Below are 18,606 nucleotides of genomic sequence, written 5' to 3'. Positions count from 1 at the left end.
GTTAGCTAGCCTTGAGCTTCGTCTGATGATTTTATCGGAAGGAAGAAGGGTGGAACCACGAGCATACGCTTCGTCCCTTTTGTGAGGGACGGGGCTTTTTTGTTTTTCAGGGTTTTTTGTGCAAGCTTACGTTAACCATAAGATTCGCTGTTTCATCATGCATCACTAAATTTAACCAAACAAGGAGTGCAACAAAATGTCAGACATGATTAAATTAACGTTCCCAGATGGCGCTGTAAAGGAATTTGCAAAAGGTACATCTACTGATGATGTGGCATTATCTATTAGCCCAGGACTTCGTAAAAAAGCCTATGCAGGGAAAGTAAATGGGGAATTAGTAGACTTAAAAACACCAATTGAAGAAGATGCAACAATTGCCATTATTACACAAGATGATGAGGCAGCATTAGAAATTCTTCGTCACTCAACAGCCCATTTAACAGCACAAGCGATTAAACGCTTATTTCCTGAAGTAAAACTTGGTATTGGTCCGGTTATTGAAGGAGGCTTCTACTACGATATTGATGCACCAACACCAATTACTGCTGAAGATTTACCAGCAATCGAAAAAGAAATGAAAAAAATCATTGCTGAAAATCTAGAAGTAGAGCGTAAAAACGTTAGCCGTGCAGAAGCACAAGCAATTTATGAAGAAATCGGCGACGAATATAAATTAGAATTACTTGAAGCGATTCCCGCTGATGAGCAAGTGTCTATTTACTACCAAGGTGAATTTTTCGACCTATGTCGCGGTATTCACGTACCATCAACAGGTAAACTACGTGAGTTCAAATTATTATCATTAGCAGGTGCCTATTGGAGAGGGAACTCTGATAACAAAATGCTGCAACGTATTTACGGTACGGCTTTCTTTAAAAAAGAAGAATTAAAGCACCACCTTCAAATGTTGGAAGAAGCAAAAGAACGTGACCACCGTAAAATCGGGAAAGAATTAGAATTATTCACTACTTCTCAAAAAGTAGGTCAAGGTTTACCACTTTGGTTACCGAATGGTGCAACAATCCGTCGTGTGATTGAACGTTATATCGTAGATAAAGAATTAGCGCTTGGTTATAAACATGTCTATACACCAGTACTTGGTTCTAAAGAGCTTTACCAAACTTCAGGTCACTGGGATCATTATCAAGATTCCATTTTCCCACCAATGGAAATGGATAATGAGACATTAATTATGCGTCCGATGAACTGTCCACACCATATGATGGTTTACAAAAACAGCATGCACTCTTATCGTAATTTACCATTACGTATTGCTGAACTTGGAACAATGCACCGTTATGAAATGTCGGGCGCTGTTTCAGGGTTACAACGTGTACGTGGGATGACGTTAAATGATGCACATATCTTTGTTCGTCCAGACCAAATTAAAGCAGAGTTCCAAAAAGTTGTGCAGTTAATTTTAGAAGTGTACAAAGACTTTGATTTAAAAGATTATTCATTCCGTCTATCTTATCGTGATCCAGCAGATACAGAGAAGTACTTCGATGACGATGCAATGTGGGAAAAAGCACAAAGCATGTTAAAAGAAGCAATGGATGAGCTTGGCTTAGATTACTTTGAAGCAGAAGGTGAAGCGGCGTTCTATGGCCCTAAACTTGACGTACAAGTAAAAACTGCTATTGGTAAAGAAGAAACATTATCAACTGTACAATTAGACTTCTTATTACCAGAACGCTTTGACTTAACATACGTAGGTGAAGATGGTAAACCACATCGTCCAGTCGTTATTCACCGTGGTGTTGTATCAACAATGGAACGTTTTGTTGCCTTCTTAATTGAGGAATATAAAGGGGCATTCCCAACTTGGTTAGCACCAGTACAAGTAGAAGTAATCCCAGTATCAAACGAAGCGCACTTCGACTATGCGAAACAAATCGAAGAGCAGTTGACTGCAGCAGGCTTACGTGTTGAAATGGATGACCGTGAAGAAAAACTAGGGTACAAAATCCGTGAAGCACAAATGAAAAAGATTCCATACATGCTTGTTATTGGTGATAAAGAAGTTGAAGCTAACGGTGTAAACGTGCGTCGTTACGGCTCAAAAGATTCAGAAACAATTTCATTCGAGGACTTCTTAGCGAATATTAAAGCGGAAGTTGCACGTTTTTAATTAATAAGGTACTTGATTATCTTTAATTCTTTGTATTATAATGACGTATAAACTGTAAGTGTATTACACATACTAATTAAGAGATTGTAAAAATATTTGACAATCTAAATTGTACATGCTAATATAATTAAGGTTAATGAATACAAAGTTTGTGGTTGAAGTAGAGGCTGCCCGCTTCTCACCTGATACAACGCTTAGGCTGTGAACAGGTATGACACGTTGAATTGTTTTGCGTACACTTACGCATGCACATATAGCGGGCGGACATCTTCAAAAATGTCCGTCCTTTTTTTATGGACATGGCAAGAGGATGTACCGTTCAACCGGGCAAGGCTTTGCCCAAACCATGTATTCGCGACAACTACTTGGAGGTGGATTACTATTAGCAAAGACATGTATGTAAACGAAGGCATTCGCGCACGTGAACTTCGATTAATCGATCACAATGGTGACCAGCTTGGTGTAAAGACACGTAACGAAGCGCTAGAAATCGCCACTCGTGTAAACTTGGATCTTGTCCTTGTGGCCCCTCAAGCCAAGCCGCCAGTCGCTCGTATCATGGACTATGGTAAATTTAAGTTTGAACAGCAAAAGAAAGACCGTGAAATTCGTAAAAATCAAAAAGTCATCGTAATGAAAGAGGTTCGCTTGAGCCCAACAATCGATGAACATGATTTCCAAACGAAGCTACGTAATGCGATTAAATTCCTTGAAAAAGGCGATAAAGTAAAATGTAGCCTACGTTTCAAAGGTCGTGCGATTACACACAAAGATATTGGTCAACGTGTGTTAGATCGTTTTGCTGAAGCTTGTGCTGAAGTATCTACGGTTGAACAAAAACCGAAGATGGAAGGCCGAAGCATGTTCTTAGTTCTTCAACCAAAGAACGAGAAATAATATTAGACGAACAGTTTAGGAGGAATTCGACATGCCAAAAATGAAAACTCACCGTGGAGCTGCGAAACGTTTCAAAAAAACGGGTTCAGGTAAATTAAAATATGACCGTGCTTACGGAAGCCACTTATTCGCAAACAAATCTACGAAACAAAAACGTCACCTACGTAAAGCGAACGTTGTATCATCTGGTGACTTCAAACGCATCAAATCATTACTTGTTTACATGAAATGATTGATAACACAAAATAAACTAATATTCATTTTTTAATGAAAAGCAGGAGGTAATTCATATGCCACGCGTAAAAGGCGGAACAGTGACGCGCAAACGTCGTAAAAAAGTATTGAAATTAGCTAAAGGTTACTATGGTTCTAAACATACATTATATAAAGTTGCTAACCAAGCAGTAATGAAATCAGGTCAATATGCATACCGTGACCGTCGTCAGAAAAAACGTGATTTCCGTAAATTATGGATCACTCGTATCAACGCAGCTGCTCGCATGAACGGTCTTTCTTACAGCCGTTTAATGCACGGTTTAAAAGTTGCTGGTATCGAAGTTAACCGTAAAATGTTAGCTGACTTAGCTGTAACAGATGCTTCAGCATTCACACAATTAGCAGAAGCTGCTAAAAAAGCAGTAGCGAAATAAAAAAGAGCGACTAAGTCGCTCTTTTTTATTTCTGCCCCGAAAGCGGAAGCGGCAGGGGCAAAATAAGGTTTCTGCCCCGAAAGCAAAACGGCAGGGGCAAAATAAATAAATTTCTGCCTCGAAAGCAAAGCGACTGAGGCAAAAGATAATTGGCATTGAAGCGAAGCGACAAATGCTAATAAATTAGTGTATAGTGAAGACTGGTGGGGTTATTTCATCAGTCTTTTTTACATAGGAGGTTGTGTTAATGGCTCAAGCTTTACTTGCCTATATGGCAATTGTTTCAGTTGTATTGCTTGTGATGATGGGCATGGATAAATCACGTGCAAAAAAGCAGGAGTGGCGCATTGCGGAGCGTACATTGTTTACCTTGGCAATTGCAGGAGGTGCTGTCGGTGGCGTATTAGGTATGTATTTATTCCGTCATAAAACACGCCATAACAGTTTTGCCTTTGGCTTTCCATTGATTGCAGCAATTCAAATTTTTATAATCGTGCAATTATGGAGTAGCTCATTATAAAAACACTTAAATTGTCTAGAATTGTGTGAGTGACAGGCACTTACACATCCGTGACACCTCCTCATGAAGAGGAGGTGTCACGCATAAGTTGTTCAATGGGTTGCTTCCAGTTGATTTTCGCGTTAGGATAGTTAAATAAAATTTCTTGTTGGAGATATTCGAAGTCACTCCTTGTAAATCCTTGTAAAGTTGCAGTGTCGCGGGCACCAACAAAAATTGTAACGACCTCAAACGCATCTTCGGTCGTACCTAAGTATTTTTCACCTTCAAACAGCGCACCCTTATAAGAAATAAAGAAATTCTTTCGAACATTTTTTACGTCATCATAAAAGTAATATTGGCCCTTTTCATAGGCCTCATCGAGTTTTCGTTTAGGATCGGTTATATATCGAATCGCTTTATAGAATACATAGATAATAAGCGCAATCACAGCAAGTCGAATAAGTAACGGTAACATCTTAAAATTCCCCCTTGAAGAAAGGTTATTCCTACCTATACGATTGGGGGTGACATTTAGTTTCACTTTATACAAAAAAATTTTAGAAATTTAGGAGAAAAAAATGAACTTACAACAATTATTTACGATGCAAAAAGAACTTGATAATTTTATTGAAAAAACACAAAAAATCGAACACGATGTCTTTAAAGAAAAAGGCTTAGCGTTAATGGTTGAGCTGGCGGAACTTGCTAATGAAACACGTTGCTTTAAGTTTTGGAGTACGAAAGGGCCATCAGCGCGGGAAGTGATTTTAGAGGAGTATGTGGATTCGATTCACTTTATTTTATCGCTAGGGTTATTAAAAGGCTATACGGCTATAGAAAAATGGCCAGTTGTTGAAGAGAAGCGTGATTTAACAGAGACATTTTTAATGACGCAAAACTACATATTAACATTTATAAGCCACCCAACAGAGCATAGTTATGCAGCGATTTGGCAATGCTATGGGTTACTTGCATATAATCTCGGTTTTACATTTGAGGATGTCGTGTCAGCGTATATTGAAAAAAACGAAGAAAATTATAATCGCCAACGTAGTGGCTATTAATTTACTAGACTAAAAAGTAAAAAAAACATCAATTTTCAGACGACTCACTAGGAATATTTCGGTAAACGAAGTATAATAGAGGGGATACAAAATGTAGGAGGCAAAAGGATGACACAACTAGATTCAACTTTGCAAATGTTTAAAGATTTAACAGATGCGAATGGCATTGCGGGCAACGAGCGTGCACCACGCGAGGTTATGAAAAAATACATCGCACCATATGCAGATACTGTAGAAACAGATCATTTAGGGAGCGTCATCGCTAAAAAAGTAGGCGATGAAAACGGCCCTAAAATTATGGTAGCTGGTCATTTAGATGAAGTAGGCTTTATGGTCACTCAAATTGATGATAAAGGATTCATCAAATTCCAAACAGTGGGTGGTTGGTGGAGCCAAGTAATGCTTGCGCAACGCGTGACAATTACAACACGTAAAGGTGAAGAAATTATTGGGGTAATCGGTTCTAAACCACCTCATATTTTACCAGCCGATGTACGTAACAAAGTGGTAGACATTAAAGATATGTTTATCGACGTGGGTGCTGCTTCTAAAGAAGAAGTACTTGAATGGGGAGTATGTCCGGGTGACATGGTAACACCTTATTTCGAATTCAATGTCATGAAAAATGATAAGTATTTATTAGCAAAAGCATGGGATAACCGCATTGGCTGTGCAATTGCCATTGATGTCATGAAAGCATTGAAAGATGAAAAACATCCAAATATCCTATATTCTGTAGGGAATGTACAAGAAGAAGTAGGTCTTCGTGGAGCGAAAACAGCAACTCATAAAATTCAACCAGATATCGGTTTTGCTGTTGATGTAGGTGTTGCAGGTGATACGCCAGGGGTAACACCGAAAGAGTCAACTAGTAAAATGGGTGCAGGTCCACAAATCGTTGTCTACGATGCATCAATGGTTTCACACCGTGGTTTACGTGAATTTGTTTTAGATGTGGCGGATGAAAACAATATTCCATATCAATTTGAAGCAATGGCTGGTGGCGGTACAGACGCTGGCTCAATCCACGTAACAGCTAATGGTGTACCTGCTTTATCAATCGGCATTGCGACACGTTATATCCACTCACATGCAGGGATTTTACACCGTGATGACTACGATAACGCTGTTAAGCTAATGGTTGAAGTTATTAAAAAATTAGACCGTGATGCTGTGAACAAAATTACATTTGATTAATCATGCCATAATGCAGTTTGGCCTTCTAACTAAAATGTTAGGAGGCTTTTTGCGTTGGCTAGACCAAAGAAGTATATAAATGTTGACATTGATGCGAAGATTTGGCGATTCGAGCTCAAAAGTAAGAAGAGCCAATATCAGAGGAAAAAAGCATTTTAGATAAGGCGACCATTAACAGTTAGGGCTGGAAGGTCTGAATGATTAAGGTCATGCAGGTTGTATCATATGTTTTAGGAGTTTCAGAGTTCCTCATTAAACGAAGGATATGGATTAACGGCAATTGCACTGGCAGGTGTACAAGTTTTAACAACTATCAGGGGCAGAAGTAGATTAGTAGATGTAATGTGAGGAATCTCACATTAACAAGGGAATACATATACGGATACCTTAAATGAGGGATTCATGTACATATAGCGATGGCTGTCTAAGTTTTAGATTCTATTAATTAGCATCTAAAGCATAGGCAGTTCATTTTTGCATCAAGCCTTTGTCCTCAATTCTGGCTTCTTGATGCACCATAATAATGTAAATTACAGTATATATAATCCAAATATTGTGGTATGATTATTTTACTATATATTCTTGAGGTGATTAGGTGTTTTGTAATGAATGCGGGCATGAGAATGGTGAGATTAGCAAGTTCTGTTCAGAATGTGGTAAAGGTTTAACAACAGTAAAAGATAACAATAAAAATGAAGAATTGCCAACTAAGAAAAAATCAAAGAAGAGGTTAATTATTAGTTTAATTCTAAGCCTAGTAGTAATAGTTGGTGGAGTAATTGCTTTCTTGTATTATAAAAAGACACAAGAAGAAAAAAGAGTGCAAGAATACGTTGGTGAGATGGCTGTAAACGCATTTAACATGTATACGGAAACAATAAGCAATGCAATGGTTATTTCCTCTTATTCTGAACAGTGGGATGATGCTATTGACGATGGACGAGATTTTAATGTCGCATTAGCAAACTTAAAAAATACATATGAAGAGAAAGGTCTTTTACAAGACTTAGTTGATGGTCAAACAGAAATTCAAGAAAGTATGAAATATTTACAAGATGTACCGGAGGGTTATGAAGATGCTTATGATGTGCTAAAAGAAATGTATACTGTTTATGTTGAGTTTTCAAAACAAGCACAATCGCCAACAGGTTCTTTATTAACGTTTAATAACAAAACAAATGACCTATTCTCAGAGTTTAATACATTATTTGAAGAGTTTTTAATCACAATGCCTGCGGATGTTAAAGAGGAATATGAAACATATGTAGAGAAGTATGAGAATGAAGAGGATGCAGATATTTAAGAATGAACGGTTGCCAATGGGTGACCGTTTTTTGTTTACGGGGTATTAAAGCTTATTGTTCTAGTAGATACAATGAAAGCTAGTGTCAACAGTACCATCTACAAACTATATATAATCTTTTTCGATACGAAAAGAAAAAAGCGAGCCCTAGTGATACGAGTGGATATTGAGTGTCATATTTTAATGGCAATCAATGATTATTTATTGTAAAACGATAAATAATATATTAAAATCAAATTGAATATAAACCAATGAGGTGTTTTCATGAAAATAGCAACAACTTTGTTTTTAAAAATAGCGGTCATACTCATGGCTATCCCAGTTTTAGCACTATGTATTTTGCTTGTACCGGAGCTAGGGAAGCTTTCAGAAAAGTTATTACCTGCGTTTTCTTCGATACAATATATCGTATCCATTATTTTGTATGCATCTTCCATTCCGTTTTACTTTGCTTTGTATCAGGCGTTTCAACTATTACGCTACATTGATCAAAACAAAGCCTTTTCGGAACTGTCTGTAACATCTTTAAAGAAGATTAAATATTGTGCCATTATCATAAGTAGTTTACATGTCCTGATTTTGCCACTTTTTTACCTTTTTGCTGAGAAAGACGATGCACCAGGTGTGATTTTTGTTGGACTGCTTGTACCTTTTGCCTCTATGGTAATAGCAGTATTTGCTGCTGTTCTTCAACGACTTTTACAGGAAGCGGTCGATATTAAATCTGAAAACGATTTAGTTGTTTGAGGTGAGTAACTTAGCATTACGAATGCTTTTTTAATAGCAACTTATGTATTTTCTTTACCATGTTTTATTGCGTGCTATCAATGTATATAAGCTGTTGCTTAACATGAATAGGAACAGACATGTTCAGAAGTATCAGTCAAGGCTTTAAAAGTGATCAAGTTCTGTGCTATTGTTATCAGTGCTTTTGTTGTAGCGGGAATTCTCGTTGTTGCGATTTTAAGTAAAGGTGATAGAGTGGAATTGCTGGCATTCGGTTTGTATTTTACATTTGCTACGAATGTTATCGCAATCGGATGTTTTCCTAACGCTTGAATAAAGAAATCGTAGACATAAAATCAGAAAATGATTGAATAGTGTGAGGTTGAGGATATGGCGATAATTATTAACATCGATGTGATGTTAGCTAAACGAAAAATGAGCGTAACAGAGCTTTCGGAAAAGGTTGGCATAACAATGGCGAATCTTTCTATTTTAAAAAATGGAAAGGCAAAAGCAATTCGCTTAACTACTTTAGAGTCGATTTGCAAGGCGTTAGACTGTCAGCCAGGCGATATTTTAGAATATCGAAGTGATGCCGAAGAGTAGTAGAATATCTAGAATCGCTTTAAATAACTGCATAAGTGTGACCAGAGCAGGCCTTCGGGTAGGCTCTTTTTTTTATGATAACAAACAGGTTATATGAAATGGTTATCAATGTAACTATGGCAGTAGTATGCTGACAATACATTCTATATGCATAAATATTCAAATTGACGTATTTTTGTCACAAATAACTGATGAATTCTAATTTTTGAAAATAAACATAAAAATTCAGTTGATTTTATATTTATGCATGTGTATACTAAGTTCAACAGTAACAAAAGCAAGGAGCGAAGGCTATGAAATTATTAGAAGAGGTACAGTTAAAGTTAGTGTCAAGCTTAAAAGGAAAAGACTTACTAACTTTGCTAGACTATACAAGTGAAGAAGTTCAGCAGTTAGTTGCATTATCATCTCAACTAAAAATTATTACAAAAGAAGGTAAATGTCCGAAATTACTTGAAGGTAAAACACTCGGCATGATTTTTGAAAAACATTCAACGCGTACTCGTATTTCATTTGAAGTAGGCATGGAACAATTGGGCGGTAAAGGTATGTTTATGCATGCACGTGATTTACAAATTGGACGCGGTGAATCAATTTATGATACTGCACATGTGTTATCAGGTTATTTAGATGGCATTATGATTCGTGCAAACTCTCATGCAATGGTTAAAGAGTTAGCTGAGCATGCAACAATTCCTGTTATTAATGGTTTAACAGATATTTATCATCCTTGTCAGGCATTGGCAGATTTAGAAACAATCTTTGAAAATAAAGGTGAATTACAAGGTCTTAAAATTGCCTATGTTGGAGACGGCAACAATGTAGCGCACTCATTAGTAGTCGCTTCTGCACATGTAGGAATGCATGTAGCTGTTGCAACGCCTGTTGGCTATGAGTGTGATGCGGAAGTTATCGCAAAAGCACAAAAGATTGCAGAGAAAAATGGTAGTACCATTACGATTACAAATGATCCTGTAACAGCAGTCCAAGATGCAGATGTGGTATACGCAGATGTTTGGACATCAATGGGGCAAGAAGAGGAAGCTGCAAAACGTTTACAAGATTTTGCTGGTTATCAAATCAACGATGAACTTGTTGCACATGCAAAGTCAGACTATATGTTCTTACACTGCTTACCAGCTCATCGCGAAGAAGAAGTGGCAACATCAGTTATAGATGGCCCTAATTCTTACATCTTTGAGCAAGCAGAAAATAGACTTCATGCTCAAAAAGCTGTTCTAGCTTCTATTATGGCTTAACGTTAGGCTAGATAACTTTCTTATGGAGAGTTGCTATATAGAGAGTTCACATTGACAACAGTGGGTGTCATCTGTGAATAACATAAAGTAGCATACAGACAGAGGGATGTAGCTGCGCGCGATGTACGTTGTCAAGATGGATGACCTCATCGCTACATAGTGAAAGTAACCTGGGAGACGCTGGGTTGCTTTTTTTTTATGTTTATTGATAATAACATAGTTTTCCAATCTGTTATAGAGAAAATTGATGGATATCGATATAATAGGGACAATACGAAATTTTAGGAGGGCTTTATTTGAACATTGATCATATCGAGGCATTTTTATATGTTGTCCATTATAAAAGCATTCATAAGGCTGCCAATGCATTGTTTTTATCACAGCCAACAGTTACAGCTCGTATCAAATCATTGGAACGTGAGTTAAACGTTGAATTATTTTATCGTGATGCAAGGAGTGTCATTTTATCAGAGAAAGGAAAAGATTTTTTACCATTTGCCACACAGATTGTGCAAACGTTTCAGCAAGGAAAAAAACAATTACAGGAAACGCAAACAACAAATGAAGTTTGTATTGGTACGAACGGTGTGACAGCTCAATATTTTTTGGCATATGCCTTACCTAAATGGAAGGAAAGCTTTCCTCACATGCGCTTTCAAATCATCACAGGTCCTACAACAATCCTATTAGAAAAATTACAGAGTCACCAAATTGATATAGGGTTTATGCAATATGTGCATCAACAAGGAGTATGCAATGAGTTGTTATTAAGCAATGCAGTAAAGCTTGTTATGCATCGGGACCATACTTTGACACAAGGAGTCGTTTTAAAGGCAAAAGAATTAGCGCAGCAAAAAATGGTGTTTTTTGAATGTGGCGCATTTGATTGGAACTATGTCCATAAAATGTTCGAGGTAGAAGGCGTATCGGCAAATATTGAAGTGCGAACAGACCATTTAGAAGTAGCGAAGGCATTTATTCGAACGAAAGGTTATATGAGCTTTTTGCCACATCTATGTGTGAAAAACGAGCTTGAAAGCGGCGAGTTTGTTGAGATTGATGTGAAACATTTATTCGATATGAACCAGCATATTTTTTTAACTTATTTGAAGAAAGATACACTGGAACCTGCTTTTTGGGACAATATTTTAAATACAGCTATTCAGTTTGAAAATACCCAAACGTTTTCATGATAAAAAAATTTATAGCTTGAAAAATTTTTTCTATTATAAGACCTATTGCATAATCGTTTAATGAACGGTAATATCTTCCTCAATCCTATTTTATTTATGCATGTCTGCCCGACAGTATAAGTGAAATATTATTTTTTAACTAAAAACATACTTAACCACTAAGTTTAGTAAAAATAAAAATTTTTAAGGAGGAGAACAGGTATGGTTAGACAGGATAAAATTCGATTTGGGGCGATTATTCATGGTGTAGGTGGCAATATTTCGAGCTGGCGTCACCCAAAAGTAGCAAGCAATCAAAGTGTAAGCTTGCCGTTTTATATACAACAAGCGCAGAAGGCGGAACAAGGGAAGTTTGATGTTGCTTTTATTGCAGATGGTTTATTTATTAATGAAAAGTCAATCCCTCATTTTTTAAATCGTTTTGAGCCGTTAACGTTATTATCGGCACTAGCAGTTTCAACAAACCACATTGGACTTGTAGGGACGGTATCCACATCCTATAGTGAACCATTTACTGTAGCACGACAGTTTGCATCGCTCGATCATATTAGCAATGGGCGAGCAGGATGGAATGTAGTGACGACACCATTAGAGAGCACGGCGTTAAATTATAATAAAACAATTGACCAGCATCCTAGTCATGCAGAACGTTACCAAATTGCTGAGGAATACTTAGAGGTGACAAAGGGACTTTGGGACTCATGGGATGATGATGCTTTTATAGCAGATGTGGAAAATGATGTATTTTTTGATCCAGCAAAGCTACACACCTTACAACATAAGGGGAAATACTTTTCGGTACAAGGCCCACTCAATATTGCGCGCTCAAAACAAGGGCAACCTGTTATTTTCCAAGCAGGGTCTTCGGATGCGGGTATCCGCTTAGCCGCAAAGGATGCGGATGCCATATTTACGCATGGTGCATCGCTTGAAGAAGCACAGAAGTTTTATAAAAAAGTCAAAACAGCGGTTGCAGATGTTGGACGAAATCCCGATGAAGTGAAGATTTTCCCAGGAATATCACCTATTATCGGAGACACAATCGAAGAAGCCGAGGCAAAGTATCAAGAAATAGTAGAGCTTGTTTCCATTGAACGTGCACTTGCCTATCTTGGTCGTTATTTTGATCATCATGATTTTACTCAGTATGATGTGGATGCATTATTCCCAGAGCTAGGTGACATTGGAGCAAATAGCTTCCGTAGCACGACCGATTATATAAAAACCTATGCAAAAGAAGAAGGGCTCACACTTCGTCAAGTAGCATTACGTGAAGCTACACCGAAAACGACATTTTTTGGTACTGCTGAACAGATTGCTGATTTAGTACAGGAATGGTTTGAAAAAGAAGCAGCGGATGGCTTTATTGTAGCTGTAACAGTGCCTGATGCACTTGATGATTTTGTCGATAAAGTAGTACCTATCTTGCAGGCACGAGGTCTATACAGAGAGCAATATGAGGCAAATACATTGCGAGGTAATTTAGGATTACCATTTAAAGAAAGTCGTTATGTCACACAGTCTGTTTGAAAACCAAGTAAACTTATTTGAATAAAAATATTTTAAGGAGGTATTGTATGAGTTATTCTTTAGGTATTTTAGACCAAAGCCCAATTATCGACAATGCAACAAACGAGCAAGCATTGCAAAATACAGTAGCGTTAGCACAAAGGGCTGAGCAGTTAGGATATACGCGTTTTTGGGTGTCAGAACATCATAATACCGATACATTAGCAGGCACATCACCAGAAGTTTTAGTATCGTATTTACTTGCAAAAACGACCTCAATTCGTATTGGCTCAGGGGGTGTTATGTTACAACATTATAGCCCATACAAAGTGGCAGAAAATTTCCATGTGCTCGCAACGTTAGAACCAGGAAGAGTAGATTTGGGCATTGGAAAAGCGCCAGGAGGTCTACCATTGTCCACAAAGGCATTGCAATTTGGCACGGTGAACAATGGTGAGGACTTTGAGGAACGACTAACGTTTTTACAGCAATTAATGGACAACGCGCTACCATCAGAGCATGAGCTAAATGGAGTTCAGGCAACACCTATTCCTAAAGTAAAACCGTCGTTATTTTTACTTGGCGCAAGCCCCCAAAGTGCAGCCCTTGCAGGTAAGCTTGGCATTGCCTTTGTTTTTGCACGCTTTATCAATAGTGATCCAGCAGTTTTACAGGAAGCCGCTAAGACCTATCGCACACATTTTCCAAATGGTCATTTTGCATTATCAATTGCAACCCTTGCCGCACCTACAAAAGAGGAGGCACAGGCATTAGTAGGAGAACAAAAAATTACGAAAGTACATTTGGCAAGTGGTCGTAGTTTGACGCTACAATCGGTGGAATTAGCAGAAAAATTCGGGCAGGAATCAGGAGAAGCGTTCACTGTACAGCAGTATGATGCAGATGTTTTATACGGTACGCCTGAAGAGATAAAAGCCACATTTGATGCCTTTCACAAGCAATATCAAATTGATGAGTTTATTTTGCATACACCGATTTTAAAGGCATTTGAACGACAGCGGTCATTTGACTTATTAAGTCCAGTAAATTTACATTTACAACAACATGAAGCAGTAAGTTAAGGAGGATTATCCAACATGGCAAAAAAAATAGATGTAGTTGTATGGTCAAAGCAAGGTTGTAGCTATTGTGAGGAAGTTAAAGCCTATTTACAAGGGCAAGGAATTACCTATAGAACAGTTGATGTTACACATAACGATGCTTTTCGTGACATTCTTGATACAAAGTATGGCGTACGCTATGTGCCAGTAGTTGAAATTGGTTCAAGTGAGGATGGTGTGTACAAAGCCGTTACAGAACTTGGACTTGAACATATTAAGACAGCACTTGCTATTCATTTACCAACACAAGTTTAGGAAAGGGAGTGATACGATGAGGAAATTAACGTTTTATTTAACATGCGTACTGATGTTATTTTTAACGGCTTGCTCAAGTACAGAAAAATCACAAATAGATAGTAGTAAAGATGCGAAAGCACAAGGTAAAAATAACGTTCAAACAATACTAGTTGGAACAGGTACGCAATTTCCTAATATTTGCTTCCTTGATGATAAGGGGAATTTAACAGGCTATGATGTGGAGCTTGTCAGAGCGATTGATGAAAAGCTACCGGAGTATAATTTTGAATTTAAAACAATGGAATTTTCAAACTTATTACTAAGTTTAGAAACAGGGAAAATTGATTTAATCGCACATCAGATGGAGGTCAATAGTGAACGGGAGGAAAAATTTCTATTTAACAAGGAGCCATATAATGTATTCCCATTACAAGTAACGGTCAATGCGAAAAATAATGACATCCAATCGATTGCTGATTTAACAGGCAAAAATGTCAGTGTGTCGCCAACGAGCAACTCTGCTGTTTTTATTGAAAAATATAATAAAGAGCATAATTTAGGGGCAAATATTGTGTACTCCTCTGGATCAGTGGATGTTAATAATCAACTTGCGACAGGTCGTCTTGATGCGATTATTACAACCCCATTTGCAGTGAAGTACTATAACGAAAGCAATGAAGCTCAACAAAAAGTAGTGGGTGATGCACTATTAAACTCGAAAGTTTACTTTTTACTAAACAAAGATGAAGTACCTTTACAGGAGCGTATTGATGAGGCGATTAGAGAGCTTAAAACAGAAGGCGTAATTAGCGAGCTTAGTAAAAAGTGGTTAGGTGATGACTATACTGTAGATTTCTAACACATAGGAGAGGATGAGGGAAGTATGGGCAATGATTTTGACTGGATGCTAATAGCGAATGTACTTCCGATATTGCTTCAATATTTACCCGTAACACTGGAGATATTATTTTTTTCGATTGTTTTTGGCATATTGTTTGGTATCGTAGTTGCCCTACCAAAGCTATTGCAAATACCCATTTTAAAACAAATGGTTACGATTTATATTTCGTTTATTCGTGGCACACCTATTTTAATTCAGTTGTTTTTAGTGTTTTACGGTGTACCTGCTCTATTAAAGATGATTCATATTGATGTAACAAGACTGGATGCTATGTATTTTGTCATCATAACGTATACATTCAGTAATGCTGCATCGTTTGCAGAAATTTTTAGAGCGGCTATTTTAACGATTGACCGTGGGCAATTAGAAGCGGCTTACGCTGTCGGCTTAAATCGAGCGCAAGCATTTTTACGTATTATCTTGCCACAGGCGCTACGTATCGCCTTTCCAAATATGTCGAATACAATGATTAGCTCATTAAAGGATACGTCATTGGCATTTTCGATTGGTGTTATGGATATGGTCGGTCGAGGAGAAACGCTGATTGCTTCGACTACAAGAGCACTAGAAATCTATTTGGCACTATCAGTCGTTTATTATGTGATTGTGTTGTTCGCAGAAAAGGTGTTGAAACGTAATGAACGCTATCTCAACCGTTATATGAAAGAAGTAGCGTTGAGCTAGGGAGGAACGAACAATGACTATAGATATAGCGTTTATATGGCACGCTTTACAGGAAATTTTTAAGGTATTGCCTTTAACTTTGTTTATGACATGTACACCTGTTTGTTTAGGTATTTTAATCGGCATCATCGTCGCCTTTGTTCGCATAAAACAACTAAAAATACTAGCACCGTTATTAAACTTTTACGTTTCTTTTTTCAGAGGCACACCGATTATTATGCATATTATGCTTATTTACTTTGGAATACCAATTGTTGTAGATGCAATTGCACAAGCTTTGAAATTGGACTTTCAGTCAAATACGATTCCAGTATTATTTTTTGTCTTACTAGCGTTGACGTTAAGTGCGGGGGCTTATGCTTCAGAAATTATACGATCTGGTATTTTAGGTGTGCCACAAGGGCAATTAGAAGCGGCGTATGCAGTTGGGCTAACGTTTTCGCAGGCAATGCGACGCTTAATATTACCTCAAGCATTTAGTCAATCCATACCGAATTTTACAAATGTCTTTATTGGGTTTTTACATGCAACGTCTTTGGCATTTTTTGTCTCAATTAAAGAGTTAACAGGCGCAGCGAATATCGTAGCTTCCGTTAATTTAAAGTTTTTAGAGGCATTTATAGCAGTCGGCTTAATCTATTGGGGTGTTTCTATAATTGTGGAATGGTTTGCTCACCAAATCGAACATAGGGTGACGGCTTATCGTAAGGGTAGTATCTAGTTGTGTGCAATTTCAACGTATGAGTGCTTATCCAGTTTTCTAATCAAAAAAGAAGTGAAAGGAGTGTTGTTGATGACAGTAGCACAAATTGTTATTGAACATTTACGACAAGAAGATTATCCAGCTTATTTGGAAGTGCTTGTGGACAGTTATGCGCAGTATGAGAAAGATTACAAAGACCCAGCGCATTGGGCTCAATATTTACAAGATATTCGGGCGTCTGTTGGCAATCCAAATGCAGAGACGATATTAGTTGCAAAGCGTGAGCAGGAAATTGTAGGAGGCTTGCAACTATTTACAAATGCTGAAAAAGCATACGGTCTTCCTGAACTTGGTATTGAGTCAACGATTGTACGCTTATTAGCAGTTCATCCGAAAGGGAGGGGGCAAGGTGTGGCTAAAAAATTATTACAAGAAAGCTTTGCTTTTGCTCGCAAGCGTCAAGATCAATCTCTCTATTTACATTCTGGAGATATTATGCAAGTTGCCATCAACCTTTATTTATCACTAGGTTTTGTCCGAGACGAGTCAAAAGAGTTTTATAAAGGCGATATCTTGGTGAAAAGCTTCCGCTATGATTTATAACCAATAACCCGCTGAAAAGTATTCAGCGGGTATTGTTAGGTGTTGCTTAAATCTTTCCAAATGCAAGGTAAGGGAAAAATCCTTCAAAAAACCTTTCTGTGGCGGGCATGAAATAGGAACCAAAGTGGAAATCAGGGTCTAGTGTTGTAATAATCCATTTTCCAGCGTTGGAGTGTGCATCTATATAAAGCACCGCACCACCGTCTTCTGTAGAAATTAAAATATCTGCATGCTCTGGTGGCCAAAAAACACCATGTTGATGCCATGTACAATCAGCTAAAGTGAGGTAACCATTGAACAATGGATGAGCTGGATTTTGCAGGACTAAGCCGCTAGAAGCATCTTTATCAAGCCACCACCAGAAGTTTGTTGGTCGTTCTTCCCATTGCTGCGCAGGTAACCAATTCCAAGGTTGTGGGCCAAAAGCAACGATAATGCCACCGTTTTCCGCAAATTTGTGGATTTTCGCAGCGCTTGTTAACAATAATTGATAGTTTAATTGGGAGGGGACAATTAGGACATCGAGGTCGTCAATATCGGTTTTTAAAAAATCTGGATGGTAAATAAGCTTTGCAATAAATTGCTTAAATTTTGGTTCGTGGAACGTACGATAATGTGCTTCATTCCCACTGTAAATTACGCCAATTTTTCTCATTGACCATTATCCTCCTTTAAAGCATGAACCTCTGTTTCTAGCCATGCTAAAAACTGTGGGCGGATGCGATCTGTTGATGTATGTTCATCTGCATAACCAAGTAAATCACGGCCGGCATGTACTAAAATCGTACCATTTGTAGAAAAGCGGTCAATGTATGTAACCGGTTTGCCATTTGCAAACGTTAATAAAATTTCAGCGTTTGCAGGTGCATGATGATAGCCTCGAGCAAAAAAGCCTGCAACCCCTTTTTTGAATGTCATATCTTCAGTTGAAACTCCCTTGAAAATCACTGATTGCCCAGTCGGAAATACTTCATAATCTTTAAAGTTTTGGATGTGCTGGGGCATAAACGGACCACATCCTGGCAACCATTGTCGAAATAAATGCCCACAAAAGACAACGATTTTCTTACTTGCTAAAAAGGCAGCAATTTTTTCGCGCTGTAAAAATAACCATTCTTGATCCACAAAATTGGGAATCAAAAGAACGTCCACATTATCTAAATTCGCGTATGGAAAATCATATTGTTCCACGATTTTTGCTTCATTACCTACATCTTTCTGCATACGGCCATTGACACCAAAGGCATGTCCTGGGTCTAGCTTCAGCATTGTAAATGAAATGCTCATCATAATTCCTCCTCGTAACATAACTAATCGCTT

At 37.8% G+C, this 18,606-nt stretch carries 22 protein-coding genes and 1 other annotated feature; of the genes, 19 read left to right on the top strand and 3 right to left on the bottom strand.

Going from position 1 to position 18,606, the window contains the following annotated elements; all coding sequences use genetic code 11:
- Positions 1 to 196: 196 nt before the first annotated feature.
- The 5 genes from thrS (at position 197) to MHH88_RS16385 (ending at position 4,198) form a co-directional block, all read left to right on the top strand.
- Positions 197 to 2,131, top strand: a complete 1,935-nt coding sequence (gene thrS, locus MHH88_RS16405; RefSeq protein WP_339259446.1) for a threonine--tRNA ligase — start codon at positions 197 to 199, stop codon at positions 2,129 to 2,131.
- 152 nt (positions 2,132 to 2,283) lie between these two features.
- Positions 2,284 to 2,429, top strand: a sequence feature (ribosomal protein L20 leader region).
- Between the two features lie 95 nt (positions 2,430 to 2,524).
- Entirely contained in the window at positions 2,525 to 3,028 is a 504-nt protein-coding gene (gene infC, locus MHH88_RS16400; protein WP_024363824.1) for a translation initiation factor IF-3, read from the top strand.
- A 31-nt stretch (positions 3,029 to 3,059) separates the two neighbouring features.
- Positions 3,060 to 3,260: a 50S ribosomal protein L35 gene (rpmI, locus tag MHH88_RS16395; protein ID WP_069513721.1), complete on the top strand. Its 201-nt coding sequence runs from the start codon at positions 3,060 to 3,062 to the stop codon at positions 3,258 to 3,260.
- Between the two features lie 58 nt (positions 3,261 to 3,318).
- Positions 3,319 to 3,678: a 50S ribosomal protein L20 gene (gene rplT, locus MHH88_RS16390; RefSeq protein WP_069513715.1), complete on the top strand. Its 360-nt coding sequence runs from the start codon at positions 3,319 to 3,321 to the stop codon at positions 3,676 to 3,678.
- A 247-nt stretch (positions 3,679 to 3,925) separates the two neighbouring features.
- A complete protein-coding gene (locus MHH88_RS16385; RefSeq protein WP_069513714.1) occupies positions 3,926 to 4,198 on the top strand; it encodes a DUF1294 domain-containing protein in 273 nt (90 codons plus the stop codon).
- A gap of 61 nt (positions 4,199 to 4,259) precedes the next feature.
- On the opposite strand, the gene MHH88_RS16380 is transcribed toward MHH88_RS16385, so the two are convergent.
- Complete coding sequence (locus MHH88_RS16380; protein WP_069513713.1) at positions 4,260 to 4,655, bottom strand: sigma-w pathway protein ysdB; 396 nt, start codon at positions 4,653 to 4,655, stop codon at positions 4,260 to 4,262.
- Positions 4,656 to 4,758: 103 nt separating this feature from the next.
- On the opposite strand from MHH88_RS16380, the gene MHH88_RS16375 reads away from it, so the two are divergent.
- The 14 genes from MHH88_RS16375 to MHH88_RS16310 all read left to right on the top strand — a co-directional run bounded on the left by MHH88_RS16375 (position 4,759) and on the right by MHH88_RS16310 (position 17,286).
- Entirely contained in the window at positions 4,759 to 5,244 is a 486-nt protein-coding gene (locus tag MHH88_RS16375; RefSeq protein WP_069513712.1) for a dUTP diphosphatase, read from the top strand.
- Positions 5,245 to 5,352: 108 nt separating this feature from the next.
- Positions 5,353 to 6,441, top strand: coding sequence for a M42 family metallopeptidase (locus MHH88_RS16370; RefSeq protein ID WP_069513711.1), 1,089 nt, complete (start codon positions 5,353 to 5,355; stop codon positions 6,439 to 6,441).
- 595 nt (positions 6,442 to 7,036) lie between these two features.
- Positions 7,037 to 7,744: a zinc-ribbon domain-containing protein gene (locus MHH88_RS16365; RefSeq protein WP_339259441.1), complete on the top strand. Its 708-nt coding sequence runs from the start codon at positions 7,037 to 7,039 to the stop codon at positions 7,742 to 7,744.
- A gap of 264 nt (positions 7,745 to 8,008) precedes the next feature.
- Positions 8,009 to 8,491, top strand: coding sequence for a DUF2975 domain-containing protein (locus tag MHH88_RS16360; RefSeq protein WP_069513710.1), 483 nt, complete (start codon positions 8,009 to 8,011; stop codon positions 8,489 to 8,491).
- A 369-nt stretch (positions 8,492 to 8,860) separates the two neighbouring features.
- Positions 8,861 to 9,076 carry a helix-turn-helix transcriptional regulator gene (locus tag MHH88_RS16355; RefSeq protein WP_024363833.1) on the top strand — a complete coding sequence of 72 codons (216 nt, stop codon included), beginning with the start codon at positions 8,861 to 8,863 and terminating at the stop codon, positions 9,074 to 9,076.
- Positions 9,077 to 9,369: 293 nt separating this feature from the next.
- Positions 9,370 to 10,335: an ornithine carbamoyltransferase gene (gene argF / locus MHH88_RS16350; protein ID WP_069513704.1), complete on the top strand. Its 966-nt coding sequence runs from the start codon at positions 9,370 to 9,372 to the stop codon at positions 10,333 to 10,335.
- Positions 10,336 to 10,631: 296 nt separating this feature from the next.
- Positions 10,632 to 11,528 (top strand): LysR family transcriptional regulator, encoded by an 897-nt coding sequence (locus MHH88_RS16345; protein WP_103976090.1) that lies wholly within the window; start codon positions 10,632 to 10,634, stop codon positions 11,526 to 11,528.
- Positions 11,529 to 11,729: 201 nt separating this feature from the next.
- Entirely contained in the window at positions 11,730 to 13,058 is a 1,329-nt protein-coding gene (locus tag MHH88_RS16340; RefSeq protein WP_339259438.1) for an LLM class flavin-dependent oxidoreductase, read from the top strand.
- A gap of 47 nt (positions 13,059 to 13,105) precedes the next feature.
- A complete protein-coding gene (locus MHH88_RS16335) occupies positions 13,106 to 14,119 on the top strand; it encodes an LLM class flavin-dependent oxidoreductase (RefSeq protein WP_069513700.1) in 1,014 nt (337 codons plus the stop codon).
- A gap of 15 nt (positions 14,120 to 14,134) precedes the next feature.
- Positions 14,135 to 14,413 (top strand): glutaredoxin family protein, encoded by a 279-nt coding sequence (locus MHH88_RS16330; protein WP_069513699.1) that lies wholly within the window; start codon positions 14,135 to 14,137, stop codon positions 14,411 to 14,413.
- A 16-nt stretch (positions 14,414 to 14,429) separates the two neighbouring features.
- Positions 14,430 to 15,254 (top strand): transporter substrate-binding domain-containing protein, encoded by an 825-nt coding sequence (locus MHH88_RS16325; protein WP_069513697.1) that lies wholly within the window; start codon positions 14,430 to 14,432, stop codon positions 15,252 to 15,254.
- A gap of 24 nt (positions 15,255 to 15,278) precedes the next feature.
- Complete coding sequence (locus MHH88_RS16320; protein WP_339259434.1) at positions 15,279 to 15,980, top strand: amino acid ABC transporter permease; 702 nt, start codon at positions 15,279 to 15,281, stop codon at positions 15,978 to 15,980.
- Between the two features lie 13 nt (positions 15,981 to 15,993).
- On the top strand, positions 15,994 to 16,701 hold the full coding sequence (locus MHH88_RS16315) for an amino acid ABC transporter permease (RefSeq protein ID WP_339259432.1): 708 nt from the start codon (positions 15,994 to 15,996) through the stop codon (positions 16,699 to 16,701).
- Between the two features lie 72 nt (positions 16,702 to 16,773).
- Positions 16,774 to 17,286, top strand: coding sequence for a GNAT family N-acetyltransferase (locus MHH88_RS16310; RefSeq protein WP_339259430.1), 513 nt, complete (start codon positions 16,774 to 16,776; stop codon positions 17,284 to 17,286).
- 46 nt (positions 17,287 to 17,332) lie between these two features.
- Here the strand turns inward: MHH88_RS16310 and MHH88_RS16305 are convergent, their stop codons facing one another.
- Positions 17,333 to 17,941, bottom strand: a complete 609-nt coding sequence (locus tag MHH88_RS16305) for a hypothetical protein (RefSeq protein ID WP_339259428.1) — start codon at positions 17,939 to 17,941, stop codon at positions 17,333 to 17,335.
- The gene (locus tag MHH88_RS16300; protein ID WP_339259426.1) at positions 17,938 to 18,573 is read right to left on the bottom strand and encodes a hypothetical protein; all 636 of its coding nucleotides are present in this window, start codon (positions 18,571 to 18,573) and stop codon (positions 17,938 to 17,940) included. Before MHH88_RS16300 ends, MHH88_RS16305 begins: the two co-directional genes overlap by 4 nt.
- Positions 18,574 to 18,606 lie beyond the last annotated feature (33 nt).

Source organism: Lysinibacillus sp. FSL K6-3209 (genome assembly GCF_037976175.1).
In the GTDB taxonomy this organism is placed as follows: Bacteria; Bacillota; Bacilli; order Bacillales_A; family Planococcaceae; genus Lysinibacillus; species Lysinibacillus sphaericus_D.
Note: the sequence above shows the minus strand (reverse complement) of the source record. Positions and strands in the feature narration are given on the sequence as shown.